Below are 23931 nucleotides of genomic sequence, written 5' to 3' on the forward strand. Positions count from 1 at the left end.
CGCTTTGCCCTCAGCCATTGCGGTGTTGCGATCACCCCAATGACAAACGAGGCCGGAGCATCATAACAGACGCTCCGGCCTCTCAATGTATAAGGGCGGTCCGCGGACCGCCCTTCCCGTTTCGACTTTTTTGTCTCAGGCGGCCAGCGAGGCGATGTCGATGACGAAGCGGTAACGGACGTCGCTCCTCAGGACGCGTTCATAGGCTTCGTTGACATCCTGGATGTTGATCTTTTCGATCTCCGACACGATGTTGTGCTTGCCGCAGAAGTCCAGCATTTCCTGGGTTTCCTTGATCGACCCGATCATGGAGCCGGCGAGGCTGCGCCGGCCGGGAATGAGCGAGAAGGCGTGGACCGGAATGGCATTTTCCGGAGCGCCGACGACGACCATGGTGCCATTGACCTTCAGCAGGCCGAGATAGGCGTTCCAATCGATTTCAGCGGACACAGTGCAGATGATCAGGTCGAAGGTGCCGGCGAGCTTTTCGAAGGTCGATGCGTCGCTGGTGGCGTAGTATTCTTTCGCGCCGAGCTTCAGGCCGTCTTCCTTCTTGGAGAGCGATTGGGAGAGTACGGTGATATCGGCACCCATAGCTGAGCCAATCTTGACGCCCATATGGCCAAGTCCGCCCATGCCGACGATCGCAACCTTCTTGCCGGGACCGGCACCCCAGTGCTTGAGCGGCGAATAAAGCGTGATGCCGGCGCAGAGCAGAGGCGCGGAAGCGTCGAGCGGCAGGTTGTCCGGGATAGAGAGGACGTAACCTTCCTTGACGACGATGTGGTCGGAATAACCGCCTTGGGTCGCCGTCTTGCCGTCGGCATCGACGCTGTTATAGGTCTGCACGAGGCCCGGCATGTATTGTTCATTGTCGAGGTCACGGGCAGCGCAGCCGACGCAAGAATCGACGAAGCAGCCTACGCCGACGTGATCGCCGACCTTGAACTTGGTGACCTTCGAACCGACAGCAGTCACGATTCCGGCGATCTCGTGGCCCGGCACGATCGGATAGACGGCGTTCTTCCATTCATTGCGAACGGTGTGGATGTCCGAATGGCAGATGCCGGCGAACTTGATGTCGATGACGACGTCGTCGTCATTCGGTTCGCGGCGCTCGAAGGTGAAAGGCGTTAAGGGTTTCGACGCATCGGTCGCTGCATAGCCTCTAGCGATAGCCATGGAAAGCTCCATTCATCTGTTGGGTTTAGGGGGAATTGGACGGCCGGACTATGCCTCCGGGCTGTGCAACAGCGTTAGAGCGATCCTGCTAGCTTTTTGCACGATCCTGCAAAAGTGATGGCAAACCTGTTGGCTCGGAGGTCTAATTCAGCTTAGTGGAAGCACTCACTTGCTGATCGGAGGTCTCGATGACACTGCCCTTCAACCCCTACCACGAGGCGGCCTCAATTGCCGCACGGCATGTTCCGAAGGACGGGGAGGTGTGTACGGCCATCGAAAACCTCGTGCTCGGCCGGCGGTCGGTCCCGTCCGCGCCGCTCTATATGGATTACCGGCCCTGCATCTGCCTGGTGCTGCAAGGCACCAAGAGCGTGAAGCTCGGGGACGAGACAATCGCATACGGCGTCGGGGATTGTCTTCTCACCTCGATCGAATTGCCGGTGACATCGCGCGTCACGGTCGCAAGCCCGGAGGCGCCGCATTTATGTTTCGTCCTCGCAATCGATCCGGGCAGGCTTTCCGCGCTTCTGGAGCGGGTCGACGTTCCGCGACCGAGTTCCAGCACCGACGCTATGCGCGGCATCGTCGCCAATGTCGCAACGCCCGAACTGCTTGACGCAGCGACGCGGCTGCTTCGCCTGCTCGACCGGCCGGAGGATATCGCGGCCATGGCGCCGCTCATCGAGGAGGAAGTCATCTATCGGGTGCTCTCCGGGCCGGATGGGCCGCGGCTGCTGCATATCGCGACGTCGGAAAGCCGCAGCAACCGCATCGCCCGAGCGGTTGCCTGGCTGCGTGCCAATTTTCACAGGACGCTGCGGATCGAGGACCTTGCAGACCATGTCGGAATGAGCCCGTCTTCGCTCCACCACCATTTCAAATCGGTGACGGCGATGACGCCGGTGCAGTTCCAGAAGAAGCTGCGCCTGCACGAGGCTCGGCGGCTTATGCTTCTGGAAGGCCTCGATGTCGGCAGTGCCGGCCATCGGGTCGGTTACCAGAGCCCATCGCAGTTCAGCCGGGAATACAGCCGCCTTTACGGCGTGTCGCCACTGAGGGACGTAGATGCGATCCTCGCTGCTGCGGAATAAAGACCTGAGACCTGCAATCAACCGGGAATTCGAGCGCTTTGTCGCTGCGACACAGGGAGCTGAACATCCAGCGCAGAATCCTTCATCCTCGATGAGACTCGTCAAAGAACGGGCTTGACGATCGCGTCGGATGCTTTATAGGCAGAACCGTACCGTACGGTACTGAAAGGAAAATCGCCGTGAGACCCGACGCTACGAATATGCCTGAGTTTACGCCGCGCCAGAACGCCGTTCTGGAACAGGCGCTTCGGCTGCTCGTGGAGGGTGGGGAGAAGGCGTTGACGACTTCGGGTCTGGCGCGTGCCGCCAATTGTTCGAAGGAAAGCCTCTACAAGTGGTTTGGCGACCGTGAAGGGCTGCTTGCCGCAATGATTGCCCATCAGGCGAGCAAGGTCCGCACCTACGAGCGTTCCGGCGAGCGCCTGACGGCGGACCTTTTGCGCGAGCATCTCGAACTCTTTGCGCGCGACCTCTTGGAAGTGCTGGCGGGCGACGTGTCGCTGGCGCTTAACCGGTTGGCGATCGGCCAGATCAACAAGGCGGAGGCGGGCCGCGAGGGCTCCAAGCTCGGCAAGCTCCTCATCGAACATGGTCGCCGCCAGATCGACCGTCGAGCGATTGCGCTCATCGAGCAGGGCAAGCGGGCAGGGCTCCTGCGTTTCGACAATGCTGATAGCGCATACCACACCCTTTATGGACTGATCGTGTCAGACCTGCATGTGCGCATGCTGCTCGGCGAGCCGGGCCTCAAGGACAATGCGCGCCAGGCGCAGAAGGCGGTGGAAGCCTTCCTGACGCTTCACGGCACGCAAAAACAATCGGCGGAAACGCTCGGCATTTCCGCGGGACGATAACCCATTAACAAACCCACACGCATAGGGAAGGAACATACAATGCGCGTTTATTACGATCGTGATGCCGATCTCAATCTCATCAAGGCGAAGAATGTCGTCATCGTCGGCTACGGCTCCCAAGGTCGCGCCCATGCGCTGAACCTCAAGGATTCCGGTGCGAACAATGTCGCGATCGCTCTGAAGGCCGGTTCCGCCACGATCAAGAAGGCGGAAGCCGACGGCTTCAAGGTGATGACCGTTTCCGAAGCCGCCAAGTGGGGCGACCTGTTGATGATGGCGACGCCTGACGAATTGCAGGCCGACATCTACAAGTCGGAGATCGCTCCGAACATCCGCGATGGCGCTGCAATCGCATTTGCACACGGCCTCAACGTCCACTTCGGCCTGATCGAGCCGAAGGCTTCGGTAGACGTTGTCATGATCGCCCCGAAAGGCCCAGGGCACACAGTGCGCGGCGAATACCAGAAGGGCGGCGGCGTGCCGTGCCTGGTCGCCGTTCACCAGAACGCATCCGGCAATGCGCTTGAGCTCGCGCTTTCCTACGCCTGCGGCGTCGGCGGCGGCCGTTCGGGCATCATCGAAACCAATTTCAAGGAAGAGTGCGAAACCGACCTCTTCGGCGAACAGGTCGTTCTCTGCGGCGGTCTGGTTGAACTGATCCGCGCCGGCTTCGAGACGCTGGTCGAAGCCGGTTACGCGCCGGAAATGGCCTATTTCGAATGCCTGCACGAAGTGAAGCTGATCGTCGACCTGATCTATGAAGGCGGCATCGCCAACATGAACTACTCGATCTCCAATACGGCCGAGTGGGGCGAGTATGTCACCGGTCCGCGCATCATCACGGAAGAAACCAAGGCCGAAATGAAGCGCGTCCTGAAGGACATCCAGACCGGCAAGTTTACCTCCGAGTGGATGCAGGAATATCGTTCCGGCATGGCCCGCTTCAAGGGTATCCGCCGCATGAACGACAGCCATCAGATCGAAGAAGTCGGCGCCAAGCTTCGCGGCATGATGCCCTGGATCGGCAAGAACAAGCTGGTCGACAAGACCGTCAACTAAGCTTTCCGCTTTTCAGACTGCGCCACGCATCGCCATTGATGCGTGGCGTTTCCTTTTTCAGCCGGCAGGCGGTACCACGCCTTTCGTCAGCAGGAAGCAGCCGTAGAAGCGGGTTTCACCGGTGGCGATGACGCAATAGGCTTTCTTCGCCTGTTCGTAGAAGGCGAAGCGCTCGATGCCGTACATGGGCGTTGACTGGCCTTCGACCGCGTCGATTTCGGCCTGTACTTCCTGCTGCGGTGCCGGGATCTCGTCAGGAGCCCCCATGACCTCCATTCGACCAACGGCTGGCTGCAGCGGCGTGTCGAGGGGCAGCACGGAGAGGATCGCCTGCATCGCTCGGGCAGCGGAAATGTTGTCCATCCTGAGCAGCCTGCCCAGCGTCGTCTGCCGCGCAATCGCGTCGGCCGGGAAATTTGTGTCCACCACCGCCAAGGTGTCTGCATGTCCCATCGAACGCAGGGCGTGAAGCACATCGGCGTTCAACGCCGGATCCATGTTCTTGAGCATGTTTTCCCTCCTCTAGAGCTGTCTGAATCCTTGTGAGTCAGACAGTCGGAACCTCTCTTTTCTTGCCTCTTCTGGCAAGCGCGTTCGGGCAATGCTAAACAAGAGAAAACCGGGAAAAACCCGATAGGTCAGTATTGCTGACCTATCGATCTTTGTGTAAAGATCGGACATATAAGGTTGAAATAAGAGGAAACATTCCGTGCTTGATTGGGAACATATCTTCGCGACGCGCTCCGGCCGCATGCGTGCTTCGGAAATCCGGGAATTGCTGAAGCTGCTCGACCAACCCGACATCATCTCTTTCGCAGGCGGCATTCCAGATCCGGCGCTGTTTCCAGACGTAGCGTTCAAGGAAGCTTATTCGGACATTTTTTCCAGTGCGCAAGTCGGCTCGGCGCTGCAGTATTCGGTCAGCGAAGGCTATAAGCCGCTGCGCGAATGGATCGCCCGCGACGTCGCCAGGATCGGCATCGATTGCACACCTGACAATGTCTTCATCACGTCCGGTTCGCAGCAGGCGCTCGATTATCTCGGCAAGCTCTTCTTGTCGCCGAACGATACGGCTCTGGTCACCTGGCCGACCTATCTCGGTGCGCTTTCGGCCTTTAATGCCTACGAGCCGAACTATGACCAGCTGTCGCTGAATGGCAATCGCACGCCGGAGGCCTATCGCGACACTGCGGCCAAGTTGGGCGGCGGCGTCAAGTTCGCTTATCTTTCGGCCGATTTTTCCAATCCGACCGGCGAGACGATCGACCTGGCCGGGCGCGAAAAGCTGCTTGCGCTTGCCGACGAGCTCGATATCGCAATCATTGAGGATGCCGCCTACCAGCATCTTCGTTATGACGGGCAGGCCATTCCGCCGATCATGGCGCTTGATATCGCGCGAAAGGGCGGCATCGAAAATACCCGGACGATCTATACCGGCAGCTTCTCCAAAACGCTGGCGCCGGGCCTGCGCGTCGGTTTCGTGGTTGCAGCGATGCCGGTCATCCGCAAGCTTGTGCTGATGAAGCAGGCGGCCGACCTGCATTCCTCGACGATCAACCAGATCGCCATCGAGCACGTTGCCTCGCGCGGTTTCGACGCCCAGGTCGCCAAGATCAAGGCCGTCTACAGCAAGCGCCGCGATGCAATGCTGGCGGCACTCGACAAGTATATGCCGAAGACCGCCACCTGGACGCGCCCGGAAGGCGGCATGTTCGTGTGGGTCACCCTGCCGGAAGGCATGGACGGCGCCGAACTCTTGGCGAAATCGATCGCCACGGAAAAGGTCGCCTTCGTTCCGGGCAAGGCATTCTATGCGGATGGCAGCAATGCCAACACGTTGCGCATGAGCTTCTCCTGCGCCGACGAGGCGATGATCGAAGAAGGTATCAAGCGGCTCGGCCGCCTGATTTCCAATGCAATCCGGGCAGCGGCCTGACCGCCCAGTCCTTGGGGAAAAGCCTGCCGCGGAACGGCAGGCTCTTTGGTTTCTTCGGCTGTCCGATTAGTCGGCGGCCAGCACGATAAGCATGTCGCTGTCGGTGTAGGTGATTTTCTCTGACCTGTTCGGATTAACGACAACGCCACCGAGATTGCGGATATCCGGGTCATCCGCCCGCTGGCGGCGATAGCCAAGCGCGACTTCGCCGCGGCGCAGGGCGGCGAGACCCACGGTGAAGAAATTCAGGGGCTTTGAGATATCCACGTAGTCGCTCATAGGCCGCATGTAGATTTCCGATCCTGCCTCATCCAGCAACTCGTCGAAGATCGCGGCCATGGATTCGTTTTCCGAAGCCTGGGCGAGCATGAGGCTGACCAGCTTGTTGCTGACGACAAAATCTTCTGCGCGGGTGACTTCGGCAAGTTCGCGGTTGCGCACATCGATCATCTCACTGACCACGCTGATATGTTTGTCGGCTCTTTCGCCGATCTTGCGTAGCTGCAGGAGTGTGATGAGCGTACGCGTGTCGGCTGACTGCGCAGTCATGTCATCGCTGTAGCCGAGCACCAGGACATGGTCGAACGACGGGATATCGAGGTTGTCCAGTGCACGGCGACTGCTGGTATCGATCACCCGGGGTCGGACGCTCAGGAGGGCGGGGTCGAGCTTCAGGGCCGCGACCTCGCTTTCGAATTCCGCCGTATCAGCCGCGATCGTCAGCTGCGAGCCGGGCGCCACGTAACGGGCAAGCTCTGACGCAATGATCGGCCCGCGGCGGTTCCAGCCGAGGATGAGGGTGCGCTCCGCCGTCTTGCCACGCTTGATGATCGGCCGGATGGCATTCTTGTCGATGCCCATGTCCCCGGACCAGGTTCTGATCGAGGCGTCATCTTCCGAAATGATCACGGCACGCTCGCCGGGCGCGATTATCCGGTTGGGGTTAGGATTGAGATGGATTGCACCGTCCTTGTCGCAAAGGCCGATGAGGGTGCTGTTGTCGTAGGCAAGCACGGCATTGCCGAAGGATTTGCCGACAATATCCGGCTGGTCGAGCGTATAGATTTCGCAGCCATCAAAATCGAGAAGTTCCGAATAGACGGCACTCAAACCGGCCTGGCGACTGGTATGGACGACAATGCGGGCGATAAGATCGTCGGCAAGGACGAGCTGCATTTCCCCGCCGCCGACGATGCGCGCGACTTCCGCATTGTCGGCATCGCGGATTTCGGCGGCAATCATGTATTTTTCCGGTCGCCGGTTTGGATCATTTACCAATGCCAAAACGGTCTTGATCACCTGCGAGTCGGCATCGTCACCATCCGGCGAGAGAACGATGATCGAACGGGATGTCTGCGGGTTCACGATGCCGAGATCATAGAGATCGGTCGGATCGCCGCTGCGGCAGATGATCTTGGTGTTCTTGCGGTCGGCGATCTTGGCGGCGATCTCGTCCTCCATCTCCACCTTATCCTTGTTCGCCATTATGACGATGCGCGGATTGCGGCGGCTCTGGTTGGCGATGATCAGCTCGGAGATGACGTCGAAAATGGACGGCGACCAGTTGAGGATGATCGTATGTTCGGTTTCGAGCACGCGGGAGCGGCCCTTGCGCAACTCGCTCAGCTTTTCTTCGAGACCGGAACTGATGACACCGATAAGCGCGGAGAAGACGAAGATCCCCGCGAGCGTTACCAGCAGCATTATGAGGCGGAAGTTCCAGCCCTGGTCGGCGCCCATAGTGCCTGCGTCGAAGGTGCGCATCAGCGATTCCCACGCGCCCTCGATGAAACCCATCGGCTCTCCGCCTTCCGGTGCGATGCCCGTCAACGAGAGGAAAAGACCGGCCAGGATGATGACGATCAGCGAAATCAGTGCCAGCCAGCCGATCAGCGCGATCGCGCCTCCCGCCATGCTCTTGTCGAACTCATAGCGCAGCCGTGCGCCCCAGTGCTCGCGACTTTTCATCTTGTGCCCCCGCAATATTACCCCATGCAGGGCATGGCAGGATTTGTGAATGAATACAATTGCGAGTGACCTCGGTATGAAGCCTCGCCACAGGAAAAGTATTGATAAAGTAAATTTCCGCGGTTGCGGCGGAATTGGAGGTTGGTGCGGTGAAAGCTTGAAGTTTCTCCAAAGCTGTCACATGGCTGTCAATCTGGAATGCTTATCGTCCGCCGCTTATCTTCGAACAGGGACGCCCCGATGAAAAACCTTCTCTCCGCTTTCACGGCCCTCGTGGCTTTCGGCATGCTTGCCGGTGCTGCCGAGGCCGCCGATCTCGTGGTTTATACAAGCCAGCCGAACGAGGACGCCCAGGCGACCATTGATGGTTTCAAGGCTGCCAATCCGGGGCTCGACGTGCAGTGGGTGCGCGACGGGACACCGCAGATAATGGCCAAGCTGAATGCTGAGATCCAGGCCGGCAACCCGGCCGCCGATGTTCTTCTGATCGCCGATACCGTTACTCTCGAGCGGATGAAGCAGGCTGGCCAGCTGTTGGCCTACAAGTCGCCGGAAGCCGCCAATTTTGATCCGAGCCTCTACGATGCCGATGGCTATTACCACTCCACCAAGCTGATCACCACCGGCATTATGTACAACACCCAGGCCGCGATGAAGCCGACGAGCTGGGCGGATCTCGCAAAGCCCGAAGCCAAGGGCCTGATCGCCATGCCAAGCCCGCTTGCATCCGGTGCCGCGTTGATTCACGCCCAGACGCTCGCAGGCGTTCAGGATCTTGGCTGGAATTATTACACGCAGCTCAAGACGAATGGCGCGATCGCTGCCGGCGGCAATGGTGCGGTCCTGAAGTCCGTCGCCTCCGGCGAGAAGGCCTACGGTGTGGTCGTGGATTATCTGCCGATCCGTGAAAAGGCCAAGGGCGCGCCGGTCGAGTTCGTCTTCCCCAAGGAAGGTGTTTCCGCCGTCACCGAACCGGCTGCAATCCTTGCTTCCACCAAACATGCGGACGCTGCCAAGAAATTCATCGACTATCTTCTGTCCGAAAACGGTCAAAAGGTCGCGGCAAAGCTCGGCTACATTCCGGCTCGCAAGGGTGTCGATCTGCCGGCCGGCTACCCGCCGCGCGACCAGATCAAGGTGCTGCCGATTAAGGCGTCGGAAGCTCTGAAAAACTCTGAGAAGGACGTCAAAACCTTCTCGGATATCTTTGGCATCAAAGGCTGATATAAGCGCCTTATGACGCGAGCCTCACATCGGGGAAACAGCCAGCCACGCTGGCTGTTTCCTTTTGTCATAACTGTGATCTTCTTTCTCAGCGCGCTGCCGCTCGGGCGGCTGGCCGTGACCGGCATCGCTTCCGCCATGCAGGGTGGCGCTCGTCAGATGCTCGGCGATCCGGGGGTCTGGCAGGCGGCCTATAATACGCTCTTCACCTCGTTCTTCGGGATGCTCGCGGCTGTGCTTCTCGGTGGCGGCTTCGCGTTGTTGCTGACGCTGTTCGATATCCGCGGCAGGACCGCGCTGGGCTTCCTTTTCATGCTGCCGACGATGATCCCGCCGCAGGTGACGGCGCTCTCATGGATCGGCATGACAGGTCCTTCCAGCACCCTCCTCAAGGCGATCGGTCTCGCTCCGCCGCTCGGCTCGCCGCAGCCGCTCTATTCGATCGGGGGGATCGCGCTTCTCTACGGTGTGCAGAACGCACCGCTCGTCTATCTCTCGCTCAGAGCAGGCTTGCTAGCCTTGCCGCGTGATGGGGTGGAGGCTGCAAGGCTTGCCGGAGCATCGTCCTGGCAGGTGCTGAGAGATGTCATCCTGCCGCTGTCGCTACCAGGCTTCACGGCCGGAGCAGCGATTGCCTTCGTGTCCTGCGTCGGCAATTTCGGCATCCCGGCGATCCTCGGCATCCCGGCCTCGATCTATACGCTGCCGACGCTCATCTACTCGAAATTCGCAAGCTTCGGTCCCGGCACGTTTGGAGACGTTTCTCTTCTATCCGCGCTTATCGCCATCCTGTCGATCGCTGGTCTTGCCGTTGAGGAAAGGGTGCTGCGTGGACGCGACTATCGCGTCATCGGCCTTTCGGGCCAAGTCGCGGTCTTCCGGTTGGGGAGTTGGCGCCGGACGGCGGAACTGGGACTCTGGCTGACGATCTTCGTGATCCTTTTCATGCCTTTGACGGCTCTCGTCGCCAGCTCCCTGGCGCCTGCCTATGGAGTGCCGTTGAGCACCTCGACCGCTACGCTTCACGCTTATCGGGAAATTCTCTTCCGGCAGGCGGTGACGCGCACCGCCTTCACCAATTCGATCGGTCTCTCGCTTGGCACGGCCTTCGGTCTCCTTGTGGTGACAGTGCTCACCGGCTATTTCCTCGTGCGAGGAAAAAGCCGCTTTACCCGTGTCATATCGGCACTGGCCGAAATTCCCTATGCACTGCCGGGCATCGTGCTAGCGGTTGCCTTCATCCTGCTCTTTGCCGCGCCTATCCCGATCATTGGCGTCTCCATTTACGGAACAATCTGGATCATCCTGATCGCCTATTTCTCAAGCTTCTTCGCTGTAAGCTTGAAACCGGTTGTCAGCGCATTCCGCCAGGTCGATCCGTCGCTCGAGGAGGCGGCAAGGCTTGCCGGCGCCGGCTTCGGCCGCCGGCTCAGAGACATCCTCGTGCCGCTCGTGGCTCCAGCAGCTGGTGCCTCGGTGATCCTCGTTTTTCTGATCGCCTGCAACGAGTTGACGATCTCTGCGCTTCTCTGGTCGGCGGGCACGCAGACGCTCGGCGTGGCGATCTACAATCTCGATGACAGCGGAAGTTTTAATCTCGCGTCGGCGCTTTCCGTGCTCGTGGTGGTCATGGTGGTGGCGATGATGATCGTGTTGGAACTGATGGCGAAACGATTGCCGAAAGGTGTGGTGCCGTGGCGAAGCTGATCCTGAACCGCCTCTCGAAGTCATTCGAAATGGGCGGCAGACCTGCGGTCAACGACGTGTCGCTGACCGTAAGGGAAGGCGGCTTCCTGGCGCTGCTCGGGCCATCCGGTTGCGGCAAGACGACGGTTCTGCGGATGATTGCGGGTTTCGAACAGCCGACTGACGGTTCCATCCTGCTTGGCGAACGCGTGCTGGCGGACGCTGGCGAGATGGTGCCACCTGAGCACCGCAACATGGCGATGGTCTTCCAGTCCTACGCGCTCTGGCCGCATATGAGCGTCACCGAAAATGTCGGCTTTCCGCTCAAGGTGCGCGGCGTCTCCAGGGAGAAGCGACAGCGCAAGGTCGCGGAGGCGCTTGCAGCCGTCCGGCTGGAAAGCTACGCCGATCGCCGCCCCGCCGATCTTTCCGGCGGACAGCGGCAGCGCGTCGCGCTGGCCCGTTGCCTGGTTACGGAACCTGACGTGGTTCTGCTCGATGAACCGCTCGCTAATCTCGACCGGCATCTGCGCCAGGAGATGGAGGAGACCTTTCGCGAGTTCCATGCCCGCTCGGGTGCAACGATGATCTATGTCACTCACGACCAGGCGGAAGCCATGGCGCTGGCCACGGATGTGGCTGTCATGTCGGAAGGACGGCTGCTGCAGGTGGCAACGCCGGAAGAGATCTATGCACGGCCGGAAGGCCGGCTCGTCGGTGGCTTGGTCGGACAAGGGGCGGTCCTGTCGCTTGCATCACCGCATGATGACAAGCGCCTTCTGGACTGGCCTGCGATGCAGGCGATGCTGGCGAAGTCCCGCAGCGGACCGGCCGCCGATGTGCTCGTGCGTCCGCAGGATGTCGAAGTCGTGCCGAACGGTATTCCGGCTACCGTGCTTTCCGTCTTGTTCGAGGGTGAACGGTACGCGTTGCGCCTTGCCCTGCCGGACGGCCAGACTTTGCGCGCCTTCAGCCGCCAGCCGGCGAAGGCGGGGGACGTGCTTGAGGTTGCGATCCATTCGGCCTGGCGGCTGTAGCCATTCGGCAAACGTCTCGTTATGGTGCTGACAGGAATAGGGAAACCTCCGGATGGCGCTGCGTCTCGGCACGTTCAACATCGAAAACCTGATGACCAGATTCGATTTCTCAGGTTGGCGCAATCAGCTTCGCCAGGATCGCGTGCTCAGGCTCTACGAGGTGCAGGACAAGGCGATTTATAATCAGCTCGAACAGGCCCGCCAGATCGCAGAGACGGATGACACGCGCCAGCTTTCGGCCCTTGCCATTGCGGAAGCCGATGCCGACATCCTCTGCTTGCAGGAGGTCGACAATATGCCGGCGCTGCAGGCATTCGAATACGGCTACCTCTACCGCATGGTCGGTAACGGCTACCGCCAGAAGTACCTTGTCGAGGGGAACGATTCCCGCGGAATCGATGTGGCGGTACTGATGCGCGAGGAGACGCGCGATGGAGAGAAGATCGAGGTTGTCGATGTGCGCAGCCACGCGATGTTGACTTATCAGGATCTCGACCTGTTCAATGGCGACCTGGCGCTGACCAACCAGCCGCACGACAAGATCTTCAAGCGGGATTGCCTGGAACTCGATCTGAAGATCGGCGGCAGGCCTTTTTCGCTTTACGTCGTCCACTTCAAATCCATGAGCAGCGCCCGCGACAACGGCGACGGACGTACCGGCACCATGGCAATCCGCGTCGCAGAGGCAAAAGCGGTTCGCCATATCGTTGAACGTCGCTTCGGCACGGGACGGACAGCGGACAAGAATTTCGCAATCTGCGGCGATATGAACGACTACCAGGAAAAAGTGCAGGTGATCGGCACCCGGCGCGAGGGTTACCGGTTCGAGCCGCGGCAGGAGGTGGTCAGCGCCCTCGACGTCTTCACCGACGACGGTTTTGCCATCAATCCCGTGCAGCGGCGGGATGTGATGGATCGCTGGACCCTCTATCATGCCCGTGGTCCGGAAGAGCAGCATCTTTGCCAGCTGGATTATATCTGGCTATCGCCGGCGCTTGCGGAGCGCAACCAGGACGTAATTCCGGAGATTGTCAGAGGTGGGCAACCCTATCGCACGGTTTTTCCTCCTGGCCAGGAGGTGCAGCGCTTCCCGCGGATCGGCTGGGATCGGCCGAAGGCTTCCGACCATTGTCCCCTCGTGATGACGCTGGAGATCGCATGACCGCCGGCCTTTCCGAAGATTTTTGCGGCTGGCCGCGGGAGAGGACCGTCTTTCACGTGAAAAGTGTCCAGATGCGCGTCCTCACAGGCAATCATCCTTTCCATATTGCCGAACGCGAGGCTGCTGCCGAAAACTGGGTGCGGGAGGTCGCGGCCAAACCGGCGCTCTTCGATGGCCGGATGATTCTGCAGCGGCGTATAGGTCTGGAGTGGGATGGTCTTTTCAGCGAAGGGCACATCGTTCCTTTCTCCACTTTCCTCTGGTGGCGAAAGCAGCCGGAACGGCACGGTGGCCTTCACATCTATGCCTATCCGGTTCTGGAATCGTCCGATGGTGCCTTGGTTGCCATTCGGATGGGTGAGCATACCGCCAATGCGGGCATGGTCTATTTTGCCTGCGGCTCCTTCGAACCGGAGGACGTCGTGGACGGTTTCTGCGATCCGGAGCGCAACATGCGGCGCGAAGTGCTGGAAGAGACGGGGATAGATCTGCAGGACGCAAAGGTAAGCCACGGATATTATGTGGCTCATTTTCATCGGGCGGTGACGTTGTTTCGCCTTTTCCGTTTTGCACTGACGGCGGATGAGATGATCGCCCGGATCGAGCGGCATATGCAGGTTGCCGAAGACAAGGAAATTGCCGGACCAGTGGCGATCCGGTCGGGAGATCACGCCGCCCATCCCTACAACGTCGGCATGCTGCCGGTTCTCGACTGGTATTTCCGAGAGAGGCAAACGCTTGCCGAATAGGGTTGCGCGAGACCAACCGGTCGGGCAGTTTGACGCGATCGGAATCATGGAGGGAGTTTCCGTTGGCGCGTCGCTACAGCATCTATGACGTCTTTACCGATAAGAAGCTTTCCGGCAATCCGCTGGCAGTAATTTTCGACGCAGACGGTCTGGCAGATGAAACCATGCAGGCCATAGCCAAGGAAATAAATCTTTCCGAAACCGTTTTTGTGCAGCCTTCCGAAAATCCCGCCTACGCCGCCCGGCTACGCATCTTTACGCCGGGCAGAGAGCTGCCTTTCGCCGGGCATCCGACGGTCGGCACGGCGGTCGCGCTTGCCGAGCGCGACTACCGCGCAGGCGAGGTTGATTTGGATCTCGTCTGCGTGCTGGAGGAGAATGTCGGGCCGGTGCGTTGCGCGGTGCGTCTGCGCGCGGGCGAGGTTGGATTTGCAGAATTCGACCTGCCCAGGAAATCACAGCGGATCAATCTTCCGCTTGATCGGCAGGGTCTGGCTGATGCGCTGAGCGTCAAGCAGAGCGATATCGGCTTTGAGAACCACGTCGCCTCGATCTGGAGCGCGGGCGTTCCGTTCGTGATGATTCCACTGCACAATATCGGAGTCGTTCGCAACCTCGAGTTCGATCCGGCCCTTTGGGAGAAAGCTGCCCCGTTTGTCGAGGGTGGACTTGCTTCCGCCTATGTCTATTGCCGCGGCGGCGTAAACCACCAGGCGAAATTTCACGCGCGCATGTTTTCTCCGGATATGGGGATTTCGGAAGATCCGGCGACGGGCGCGGCGGTCGCGGCGCTGTCGGGTGCGATCCGCCACTTCGATTCCCTTCCCGACGGGCACCATCCGATCTTGGTGGAGCAGGGGATCGAGATGGGCAGGCCGTCCTACCTTCATCTGCATATCGATGTGAAAGACGGCGATATCGCAAGGGGCCGCATCGGCGGGCAGGCTGTAAGGATTGCGGAAGGTGATCTGGATATCTGATATGGTTGATCTATCGACGGTGACGCATCCGATACTAACCCGTTGAAAGGGTTTCCATTTGTCTGTTGAGAAGGAATTGGGCCTAACTCGGACGCCTGCAGGTTTCACCTGCAATGATTTTTTGGCTGCTCGGGCAAATAATTTTCGCAGGAGCGCTGGACAAGCCGGAAGTTCCCCTTTATACGCCCTCACACCGCTGGCGAGGACGCCTCGCAACAGTCGGTTCTTGGGTGATTAGCTCAGTTGGTAGAGCAGCTGACTCTTAATCAGCGGGTCGTAGGTTCGAGCCCTACATCACCCACCATTCTTTCTGACAACGGTTTGAGGGTAGAGCACGATTTCGCGGTGTAATCATCCGTGAATCAGACCTTGGTCCATTTCGCTTTTTTAAGCGGAACCGAGAGGCCTGGGCCGGCATTTGGAGCGTAAACCTTTTATGGGAGCGCGGTCATGAAGCCCATCCTTCTCTTTTTGGCGAGCCTTGTGCTGCTCGTGCTGGTCTTCTTGAGCGGAGTGATCATTACGGCCAACGTAATCGCCGAACCAGAGCCGCATAAATTCGCTCACATAAACACACCTGACCTCTGGACCACGAGGCCAAAGCCGGTGGACACGTCCGGGCAGAATTTAGAGCGATTGCCGCCGGTTGCCGCGGCGCCTACGCCTGTAACACCGACGGCTGCACCGGCTTCCGGAGTTGGCGGCGCAAGCAATGAGGTCGACAATACCTTCACTGCCTCGATCGGCCCAAAACCGTCTGATGAGATGAGCAAGACAATGCCCGCGGCCCGGGAGGTGGGGGGAGCAACCCCTTCGTCCCCATCGATCAACGCCGCTCACGCTCAGTGGTGTTATGCCCGCTATCGCTCTTACCGCGTCGAGGACAACAGTTATCAACCCTATGGGGGAAGTTCGCGGCGTCAGTGCCGGGCGCCAGGCGCTGCACCGGCGCAGGCTGCCGCGCCCATCGCGGAGGATGCCGCGGCCAGGTCCGCTAATCAGTCCTACGATGATGGGAGGCCTCCTCGGCCAGAGGAAATTCCCTATGATGATCAGCCGGCTTACGGCATGCGGGCCGATTATGCGGAGCCTGAGGCGGCAGATAATGCTGCTCCGGTAGGGATTCACGAGGAATGGTGCTTCGGCCGCTACCGCTCTTATCGCCCGGACGATAACAGTTACCAGCCATTCGACGGAGGTCCACGCCGCCCCTGTCAGTCGCCATACGGCTAAGCCGCCTGCGCAGCGATTCGTTGTTCCATCTGCCGGAGACAAAGGGCGAGGACGAAACCCAGCGAAGTCGTGCCAAGGATATAGTAGGGCGCCCCGGACCAGCCGGAGGCCGCGACGATCGATGCCAGCAGCATCGGACCGAAGCACTGGCCGATATTGGAGCCTTGCATCACGAAGCCGCTGAACGTCCCGACCAGATCCCGGCGAGGCGCATAGACAGGCAAGGAACCCATGATCGTTGCGGGCAAGAGGCCACCGGAGACCGCGTAGGCGACGGAGGCTCCATACCGAAGCCAGAGTGGAAAGCCGTAGCCGAAGACGACAAAGGCGGTGAGCGTCAGCATTATGCAGGGGCCGGCAATGAGCGTCCAGCGGGGTGCGCCCCAACGGGCAAGGAGGCCGCCCAATACATTTCCCACGGCATTTGCCAACACAGCAAGCGCGGTCATGATCGAGGCGGCGGTAAGGCTGATCCCCATTTCTTCGATGAGCAGTGTCGGCAGGAACCCGAAGACCGCCATAAAGCTGGAGCTGTAGGCAAGGAAGATTCCGGCAATGACCCATGACATCGGCTGTATGGCGGTCAGGCGCACCGCCGTCGCAAGCGATGTAAAGGATCGATCGGCATGAGCAGGCTTCGGGACTTTTATAAGCATCAGCGCGACCATCGGGATCAGGCTGACGGCGGCGGCAAAGATCCATGACCCACGCCAGCCGAAACCCGACAGGAGGAACGGCGAGATCATCATCATTGCCGACACGCCTGCCGGAATCCAGATACCCCAAAGAGCAAATGCAAGACCGGTATCGCGGGCATCGATGGAAGCAGCGATCAGGCCGGGTGCCGCGACCGAGGCCATAATCAGGCCCACACTCTCGATGGTACGGCTCGCAAGGAGCAGCATTTCGGAATTCGAGCCGGCTCCCATAAGACTTCCCGCAATGAGCAGGCCGAGACCGAGGGCCATAGCCCGGCGGTGGGTGAGGTAGTCCGTAAAGCGGCCAATGAATATACCGCAAGCTGCCCCGAGCACGCTCACCAAGCCCATAAGCCAGCCTGCGGCGACGAGATCGATGCCGAGTTCTGCGCGGAGCATGGGAATCGCGGGCGGGACTTTGCCGACGTGAAGGGCGGCTGCGATGCCACCCATAACGGCGATTGCGACATGTCCCCAGCGTGTCATGATCTGTGTATTCCGATCGCCAACAAAGACCCTTCTGGCAGCGCTTATCATTCTCGGATGAGTCGAGGCACCAAAATTCCGAAGGTACGGTTTCTCGGCCCTCGCGACGATATCTTTAGCTGGCCTTGCGGATCTGCTCGCGATTTTCCTCGACCTTCAGGTTTTGCACGAGTTTTGCGAGCCAGTCGACGACGACCCGTACCTTGTTGCTGAGGTGGCGGGTCTGTGGATAGACGATGTAGAGGGGCAGGGGTTCGCAATTCCAGTCCGGGAGCACCTGGACCAGATCGCCTTTCTCCACGGCCTCACGGACCATGAAGCGCGGCGCCTGAACGATGCCCATGCCGGAGATCGCGGCGTTCACGTAGGAACGGGCGTCGTTGACGGACACAATGTAGTTGGGGGTGATTTCAGCGATCTCTTCGCCTCGCGTAAACTCCAGCGTCATCACGCGGCCCGCGTTGGCGTTCAGATAACCCACCGAAAAATGATCGGCTCCAAGATCCCTGGGATGTTGAGGCTCCCCTCTATTGCGGATGTAAAGAGGCGCTGCATAGGCCTGCATGCTGATCTCCCCGACTTTACGGGCGATCAACGACTGGTCGGTCGGCGTACCGGCACGCAGCGCGCAGTCGACGTTTTCTGCAATGTAGTCTACAAGCCGATCGCCCACGCCAATATCCAACTTGATCTGCGGATATCGCTGATAGAAGTCGCAGAGCGACGGGATAACGAGCAGGTCTGCAAAGGCGCCAGCCATTTCCACTCGCACACGGCCAGAGGGCTGCGTCTGGGAATTGGACATGCTACCATCGAGTTCGTCCAGCTCGGACAGGATTTGCACTGCCCGTTCGTAATAGAGTGCGCCATCGGTGGTCACCATCACCCTGCGGGTCGTTCGGTTGAGTAGCATCGTGCGAAGATGCCCCTCAAGGCTCTGAACGAGATTGGTGACCGTGGTCTTGGGCATGTTGAGGGTCGCGGCAGCGCGCGTGAAGTTGCCCGTTTCCACCACGCGCACGAAGACGCGCATTGCTGAAAGCTGGTCCATGTGATCTGTCTCCGCTGCGTCGCAGCATTGTCCTGAAATTTGGAACAGTGTTGTCGAATGTCGTGATCTAGTATGATTTTGGTCGAATAATAATATCAGCTTTGAGATTGGCGACAAGCACCCCTGTCACTAAGGGTGCCGAGCGAGATTTTTCAATGACGGTGCAATGGGAAAACATAGCGTTCGACAGGTCGGCAAAGCCGCCTGTGCCCATGCGTCTGTATGAAGGCACGGCAAAGGGCAAGACGCCGCCGCTGGTGCTTTATCTTCGCGGAGGAGCCTTTCTGGATGAGAGGCGCGCCGAGCCTGAGCATCCGATCGGAAAGGCTCTGGCGGAAACAGGTGCGGTGGTGCTGGAGGCTGACTACAGCAGCGTCTCGCACAACGTTTTTCCTCAGGCGATGGAATATGCCTTCAGGGCGCTTGATTGCCTGAGCAGCCGCCGCAAGCAGTTCGGCGGCGCAAAATCGCTGCTGTTGGTTGCCGGTGATGAAGCGGGGGGCAATGTCGCCGCAGGTGTGGCTCTGAAGGCCCGCGACCAGATGCCGGGTCAGCTAAACGGTCAGGTTCTTCTTTCGCCGATGATCGATCCTATGATGGCGACGAAGTCCTTCCGCAAGGCGGATGAAATCGGCATGGGGGAGCGTTGGGCGGCCGGCTGGAGTCATTATCTCCGCTCGGCATGCGGGTTCCAGCACCCCTATGCGGTACCCTGCCTCTGTTCGCGCCTTTTGGATGTCGCTCCGGCTCTGATCGTGACATCGGATGATGATCCATTGCGGGATGAGGCAATCGGCTATGCCGATCGGCTTGCTGCTTCCGGAGTTCAGGTGCGACGCAAGATTTTCCCGGCCGGCTATGGCTGGACGGGCATTTACAGGGACGGCGACGGCAAATGGATGGAGCCCTTGTGCTCCGAGTTTGCGGAATTCGTCCGAGAATTAAGTGCGTAAGTTGTAATATTTGAAGGCAATGGCGGCCGTATTACTGGGCCGCAAGGAGAGTATAATGACATCGAAGATCAAGAACTGGGCCCTGTGGGGCACCGGACTGGGCACTGCCGCCTTGATCGCAGGAGCTTCGGTCTATCTCGACCTGCCGCAGGGTGCGAATGCAGCGCCTGCGTCGGCATCCGCGCAGGCGCCCGCTGTTCCGGTCACCGTCGCCACGGTCGAACCACGTAGTGTTACGACGTGGCAGGAATTTTCCGGCCGGCTGGAAGCTGTCGACCGGGTGCAGATCCGTCCGCGCGTCGGCGGCATTATCCAGTCGGTCCATTTCCGCGAAGGCGGATTGGTCAAGGCGGGAGACCTTCTGGTGACGATCGATCCGGAGCCCTACAGGGCGTCTGTCGCTCAAGCCGAAGGACAGGTTGCTTCAGCCGAAGCGAAGGTCCAGCTTGCCGCCACAGAACTGGAACGCGGCAAAAACCTCGCGGCCAAGAACACCATCTCCCAGAGTGATCTTGCCCAGCGGCAGAGCGCACAGAGCGAGGCGTTGGCCAATCTGCAGTCCGCCAAGGCGGCTCTGAGGGTGGCGCAGCTCAATCTCGACTATACCGAGATCCGTGCGCCGATCGCTGGCCGGGTTGGCAAGCTGGAAATTACCATTGGAAATCTCGTGGCGGCAGGTTCTGAGGCTGCACCGCTGACGACCTTGGTGTCCAGCGACCCGATCTATGCGAGCTTCGACGCCAGCGAGGAACTGGTGGGGCGAGTACTGTCGCAGCTCCCCTCCGCGAATGGCACTCCCGCTATCGAGCAGGTGCCGGTCGAAGTAAGCACGCTTGCAGACGATGACGTAACTATCCGCGGCAAGCTGCAGCTTATCGACAACGAGGTGAATGCCTCGAGCGGGACGATCGGCGTGCGCGCCGTCTTCGATAATCCGGGCGGTCGTCTGCTTCCCGGCCAGTTCGTGCGGGTTCGCATGGGGCAGCCGAAAGCGGAAGATCATCTCCTGGTCACCGAAAAGGCAGTCGGCACCGACCAGGACAAGAAGTTCGTCTTTGTGGTGGATGCAAACAATACCGTCGGATACCGGCAGGTGGAGCTGGGTTCAACGGTTGAAGGAATGCGGATCGTCGAAAAGGGCCTCAATCCCGGCGATCGGATCGTCGTCAACGGCCTTCAGCGGATCCGTCCGGGTGCCGTCGTAGAGCCGAAGGACGAGGCGAAGGTCGCCACGAAGTAATCTGCCGACCGGCAACGGCCGGTCGGCCTCAAAATATCACCGACGCCTTTGTCGCCTGCAGCCCTCCGGCTGCGGGACGGGCGCTTTCCGTTTCTTGTTCATCCCCGGAGAGAGGGCTTTGACATGAATATTTCCCGGTTTTTTATCGATAGACCGGTTTTCGCAGCCGTCCTGTCGATCCTTATCGTGGTCGCCGGCCTTATCGGCATGCGCGCTCTTCCGATTTCAGAATATCCCGAGGTGGTACCGCCGTCAGTGGTCGTGCGCGCCACCTATCCCGGCGCGAACCCGACGGTTATCGCCGAGACGGTTGCCACGCCTCTTGAAGAGTCGATCAACGGCGTCGAAGACATGCTCTACATGTCGAGCCAGGCGACCTCCGACGGCGTTCTCAATGTTACCGTCACCTTCAAGCTCGGCACGGACCCGGACAAGGCGCAGCAGCTCGTACAGAACCGGGTTTCGCAAGCCGAACCTCGCCTGCCTGCCGAAGTCCGCGCGCTCGGCATAACCACGGTAAAGAGCTCACCCGACTTCATCATGGTCGTAAACCTGGTCTCCACCGGGGGCAACTACGACATCACCTATCTCCGCAACTATGCGACGCTGAACATCAAGGACCGGCTCGCACGGATCGAGGGGGTCGGGCAGGTGCAGGTCTTCGGGGCGGGCGACTATTCCATGCGCGTCTGGATCGATCCGCAGAAGGCGGCTGAACATTCGCTCGCCGCAAGCGACATCAGCAATGCGATCCGTTCGCAGAACGTCCAGGCCGCAGCAGGCATTATCGGTGCGTCACCGAGCCCGCAAGGCGTCAATTTGCAGCTCAACGTCAACGCCCAGGGCCGTCTCCAGACGCCGGAGGAATTCGGCAACATCATCGTCAAGAGCGGCGAGAGAGGCCAGATCACGCGGCTTCGCGACGTTGCGCGTATCGAGCTCGGGGCTGCTGACTACACATTGCGCTCTCTGCTTGATGGACAGCCCGCCGTAGCCGTTGCTGTCCTGCAGGCGCCCGGTTCGAACGCAATCCAGATCGCCGACAATGTGCGGGCGACGATGGACGAACTCCAGCTGGCTATGCCCTCCGGCGTCAAATATGAAATCGTCTATGACACGACCAAGTTCGTGCGTGCGTCGATCGAGAAGGTCATCGAAACGCTGCTCGAAGCAATCGCGCTTGTCGTTCTCGTGGTCATCCTCTTCCTTCAGACCTGGAGGGCGTCCATCATCCCATTGATTGCCGTTCCCGTCTCGATCATCGGCACGTTCGCGGTGATGTATGCCTTCGGCTTCTCGATCAACGCGCTGACGTTGTTCGGGCTGGTGCTCGCGATCGGCATCGTGGTCGACGATGCGATCGTCGTCGTGGAAAACGTCGAGCGCAATATCGAGAGCGGGCTCAGTCCGCGGGACGCGACTTATCGCGCCATGAAGGAAGTATCCGGCCCGATTATTGCGATCGCGCTGGTTCTGGTCGCCGTTTTCGTACCGCTCGCCTTCATCTCGGGCCTGTCCGGCCAGTTCTACCGGCAGTTCGCGCTGACGATCGCAATCTCGACCGTCATCTCGGCGATCAACTCGCTCACTCTGTCGCCGGCGCTGGCAGCCCTACTGCTCAAGGACCACCACGCCAAGAAGGACTGGTTGACGCGGTTCATGGATGCCATCTTCGGCTGGTTCTTCCGTGGCTTCAACCGTGCCTTCGGAGCCGCCTCGAACGGCTACGGGCGCACTGTCGGCGGGCTGCTTTCGCGCAAGAGCCTCGTGATGGTCATCTATCTCGCTCTGGTCGCCCTGACTTACAGCATGTTCAATGCCGTCCCTGGCGGGTTCGTGCCGGCTCAGGACAAGCAATATCTGATCGGCTTTGCCCAGCTTCCGGACGGGGCGACGCTCGACCGTACGGAAGACGTCATCAAGCGAATGAGCGACATCGCCATGGAGCAGCCGGGCGTCGAACACGCTATCGCCTTCCCGGGGCTGTCGATCAACGGCTTCACGATCGGCTCAAATGCGGGCATCGTCTTTGCGATCCTCGACGACTTCGAAAAGCGCAAGTCGCCTGAGCTTTCGGGCGGCGCCATCGCCATGGCGTTGAACCAGAAATATGCCGGTATCCAGGATGCGTTCATCGCCATGTTCCCGCCGCCGCCGGTCAACGGTCTCGGCCAGACGGGTGGGTTCAAGCTGCAGATCGAGGATCGAGCCGGCCTCGGCAATCAGGCGCTCGACGAAGCGGCGAAGGCAGTGCTTGCAAAGGCCTACCAGACGCCGGAACTGGCCGGCATCTTCTCGAGCTTCCAGATCAACGTGCCGCAGCTCTACGCGGATCTGGACCGGGCCAAGGCCGAGCAGCTCGGCGTCTCGGTGACCGATGTCTTCGAAACGCTGCAGATCTATCTCGGTTCGCTCTATGTCAACGACTTCAACGCCTTTGGCCGTACCTACAGCGTCCGGGTTCAGGCGGATGCGCAATTCCGCGCCAAGCCTGAGGACATCGGCCAGTTGAAGGTCCGTTCGCAGTCGGGCCAGATGATCCCCCTCTCGGCACTGCTGAAGGTGGATGCGCAGACGGGGCCGGAACGCGCCACGCGCTACAACGGCTTCCTTTCCGCCGACATCAACGGCGGTCCGGCACCGGGCTTTTCCTCGGGGCAGGCGCAGGCGGCGATCGAAAAGATCCTCGACGAGACGCTGCCTTCGGGGATCGATTTCGAATGGACCGATCTCACCTATCAGCAGATCCTGGCAGGCAATTCGAGCGTCGTCGTTTTCCCGCTGGCACTGCTGCTCGTCTATCTCGTGCTCGCCGCGCAGTATGAGAGCCTGACCTTGCCGCTTGCGATCATCATGATCGTGCCCATGGGTGTGCTCGCCGCATTGACGGGCGTCTGGTTCACCGGTGGAGACAACAACATCTTCACCCAGATCGGGCTGGTGGTGCTGGTGGGGCTTTCGGCGAAGAACGCGATCCTGATCGTGGAGTTCGCCCGGGAGTTGGAGTTCCAGGGTCGGACGCCATTCCAGGCGGCGGTGGAGGCGAGCCGGCTGCGCCTGCGGCCAATCCTGATGACATCCATGGCCTTTATCATGGGCGTCGTGCCGCTGGTCGTCTCGACGGGGGCGGGTTCGGAAATGCGCGCCGCCATGGGTATCGCGGTCTTCTCCGGCATGATCGGCGTGACCTTCTTCGGCATCTTCATGACGCCGGTCTTCTACATGCTGGCACGTTTGCTTACCGGCAGCCGCCCTCTGCGGCAGCACGGCACGGAGGCGGCGCCCGCTCTCTCTCCAGCGGAGTAAGCTGACCTCCAGGCCGCGCGGGCTCTTCCACCGGGA

Annotated in this window: 19 protein-coding genes and 1 tRNA gene; 15 read left to right on the forward strand and 5 right to left on the reverse strand. The window is 60.0% G+C overall.

Going from position 1 to position 23931, the window contains the following annotated elements; translation table 11 throughout:
- Positions 1 to 135 precede the first annotated feature (135 nt).
- The gene (locus tag EDE09_RS18965; protein WP_112796673.1) at positions 136 to 1182 is read right to left on the reverse strand and encodes an NAD(P)-dependent alcohol dehydrogenase; all 1047 of its coding nucleotides are present in this window, start codon (positions 1180 to 1182) and stop codon (positions 136 to 138) included.
- Positions 1183 to 1370: 188 nt separating this feature from the next.
- On the opposite strand from EDE09_RS18965, the gene EDE09_RS18970 reads away from it, so the two are divergent.
- The 3 genes from EDE09_RS18970 (at position 1371) to ilvC (ending at position 4186) form a co-directional block, all read left to right on the forward strand.
- Positions 1371 to 2273, forward strand: coding sequence for an AraC family transcriptional regulator (locus tag EDE09_RS18970; protein ID WP_112796519.1), 903 nt, complete (start codon positions 1371 to 1373; stop codon positions 2271 to 2273).
- Between the two features lie 200 nt (positions 2274 to 2473).
- Positions 2474 to 3127, forward strand: a complete 654-nt coding sequence (locus tag EDE09_RS18975; protein ID WP_112796521.1) for a TetR/AcrR family transcriptional regulator — start codon at positions 2474 to 2476, stop codon at positions 3125 to 3127.
- 39 nt (positions 3128 to 3166) lie between these two features.
- Positions 3167 to 4186, forward strand: coding sequence for a ketol-acid reductoisomerase (ilvC, locus tag EDE09_RS18980; protein ID WP_105373521.1), 1020 nt, complete (start codon positions 3167 to 3169; stop codon positions 4184 to 4186).
- Between the two features lie 57 nt (positions 4187 to 4243).
- Here ilvC and EDE09_RS18985 read toward each other — a convergent pair whose 3' ends face one another.
- Complete coding sequence (locus tag EDE09_RS18985) at positions 4244 to 4696, reverse strand: RbsD/FucU family protein (protein WP_132412421.1); 453 nt, start codon at positions 4694 to 4696, stop codon at positions 4244 to 4246.
- 199 nt (positions 4697 to 4895) lie between these two features.
- Between EDE09_RS18985 and EDE09_RS18990 the strand changes: the two genes are divergently transcribed.
- Positions 4896 to 6122 carry a PLP-dependent aminotransferase family protein gene (locus EDE09_RS18990; RefSeq protein WP_112796525.1) on the forward strand — a complete coding sequence of 409 codons (1227 nt, stop codon included), beginning with the start codon at positions 4896 to 4898 and terminating at the stop codon, positions 6120 to 6122.
- Between the two features lie 66 nt (positions 6123 to 6188).
- On the opposite strand, the gene EDE09_RS18995 is transcribed toward EDE09_RS18990, so the two are convergent.
- Positions 6189 to 8090, reverse strand: coding sequence for a hypothetical protein (locus EDE09_RS18995; protein WP_112796527.1), 1902 nt, complete (start codon positions 8088 to 8090; stop codon positions 6189 to 6191).
- A 240-nt stretch (positions 8091 to 8330) separates the two neighbouring features.
- Between EDE09_RS18995 and EDE09_RS19000 the strand changes: the two genes are divergently transcribed.
- From EDE09_RS19000 to EDE09_RS28725, 8 genes are all read left to right on the forward strand, one after another.
- Positions 8331 to 9314, forward strand: a complete 984-nt coding sequence (locus tag EDE09_RS19000; RefSeq protein WP_112796530.1) for an ABC transporter substrate-binding protein — start codon at positions 8331 to 8333, stop codon at positions 9312 to 9314.
- 12 nt (positions 9315 to 9326) lie between these two features.
- Positions 9327 to 11021 (forward strand): iron ABC transporter permease, encoded by a 1695-nt coding sequence (locus tag EDE09_RS19005; protein WP_132412423.1) that lies wholly within the window; start codon positions 9327 to 9329, stop codon positions 11019 to 11021.
- Positions 11009 to 12037 (forward strand): ABC transporter ATP-binding protein, encoded by a 1029-nt coding sequence (locus EDE09_RS19010; RefSeq protein WP_112796534.1) that lies wholly within the window; start codon positions 11009 to 11011, stop codon positions 12035 to 12037. The genes EDE09_RS19005 and EDE09_RS19010 overlap by 13 nt, the downstream gene beginning before the upstream one ends.
- A gap of 52 nt (positions 12038 to 12089) precedes the next feature.
- Positions 12090 to 13199: an endonuclease/exonuclease/phosphatase family protein gene (locus tag EDE09_RS19015; protein WP_105373515.1), complete on the forward strand. Its 1110-nt coding sequence runs from the start codon at positions 12090 to 12092 to the stop codon at positions 13197 to 13199.
- Positions 13196 to 13948 (forward strand): NUDIX hydrolase, encoded by a 753-nt coding sequence (locus tag EDE09_RS19020; protein ID WP_112796538.1) that lies wholly within the window; start codon positions 13196 to 13198, stop codon positions 13946 to 13948. Before EDE09_RS19015 ends, EDE09_RS19020 begins: the two co-directional genes overlap by 4 nt.
- 62 nt (positions 13949 to 14010) lie before the next feature.
- Entirely contained in the window at positions 14011 to 14928 is a 918-nt protein-coding gene (locus tag EDE09_RS19025; RefSeq protein ID WP_112796540.1) for a PhzF family phenazine biosynthesis protein, read from the forward strand.
- Positions 14929 to 15156: 228 nt separating this feature from the next.
- Positions 15157 to 15232 (forward strand) — tRNA-Lys (locus EDE09_RS19030).
- 146 nt (positions 15233 to 15378) lie between these two features.
- Entirely contained in the window at positions 15379 to 16161 is a 783-nt protein-coding gene (locus tag EDE09_RS28725; RefSeq protein ID WP_132412425.1) for a BA14K family protein, read from the forward strand.
- Here the strand turns inward: EDE09_RS28725 and EDE09_RS19040 are convergent.
- Together EDE09_RS19040 and EDE09_RS19045 are read right to left on the reverse strand one after the other, a co-directional pair.
- Entirely contained in the window at positions 16158 to 17345 is a 1188-nt protein-coding gene (locus EDE09_RS19040) for an MFS transporter (RefSeq protein WP_162712208.1), read from the reverse strand. The two genes, EDE09_RS28725 and EDE09_RS19040, sit on opposite strands and share 4 nt — an antisense overlap.
- Positions 17346 to 17460: 115 nt before the next feature.
- Positions 17461 to 18396, reverse strand: a complete 936-nt coding sequence (locus EDE09_RS19045; RefSeq protein ID WP_105373511.1) for a LysR family transcriptional regulator — start codon at positions 18394 to 18396, stop codon at positions 17461 to 17463.
- A 155-nt stretch (positions 18397 to 18551) separates the two neighbouring features.
- On the opposite strand from EDE09_RS19045, the gene EDE09_RS19050 reads away from it, so the two are divergent.
- The 3 genes from EDE09_RS19050 (at position 18552) to EDE09_RS19060 (ending at position 23895) form a co-directional block, all read left to right on the forward strand.
- Positions 18552 to 19349, forward strand: a complete 798-nt coding sequence (locus EDE09_RS19050; RefSeq protein ID WP_105373510.1) for an alpha/beta hydrolase — start codon at positions 18552 to 18554, stop codon at positions 19347 to 19349.
- Between the two features lie 55 nt (positions 19350 to 19404).
- Positions 19405 to 20589 (forward strand): efflux RND transporter periplasmic adaptor subunit, encoded by a 1185-nt coding sequence (locus tag EDE09_RS19055; protein WP_112796546.1) that lies wholly within the window; start codon positions 19405 to 19407, stop codon positions 20587 to 20589.
- A gap of 123 nt (positions 20590 to 20712) precedes the next feature.
- A complete protein-coding gene (locus EDE09_RS19060; protein ID WP_112796548.1) occupies positions 20713 to 23895 on the forward strand; it encodes a multidrug efflux RND transporter permease subunit in 3183 nt (1060 codons plus the stop codon).
- Positions 23896 to 23931: the final 36 nt, after the last annotated feature.

It is taken from the genome of Neorhizobium sp. S3-V5DH (genome assembly GCF_004343065.1).
GTDB classification, from domain to species: Bacteria; Pseudomonadota; Alphaproteobacteria; order Rhizobiales; family Rhizobiaceae; genus Neorhizobium; species Neorhizobium huautlense.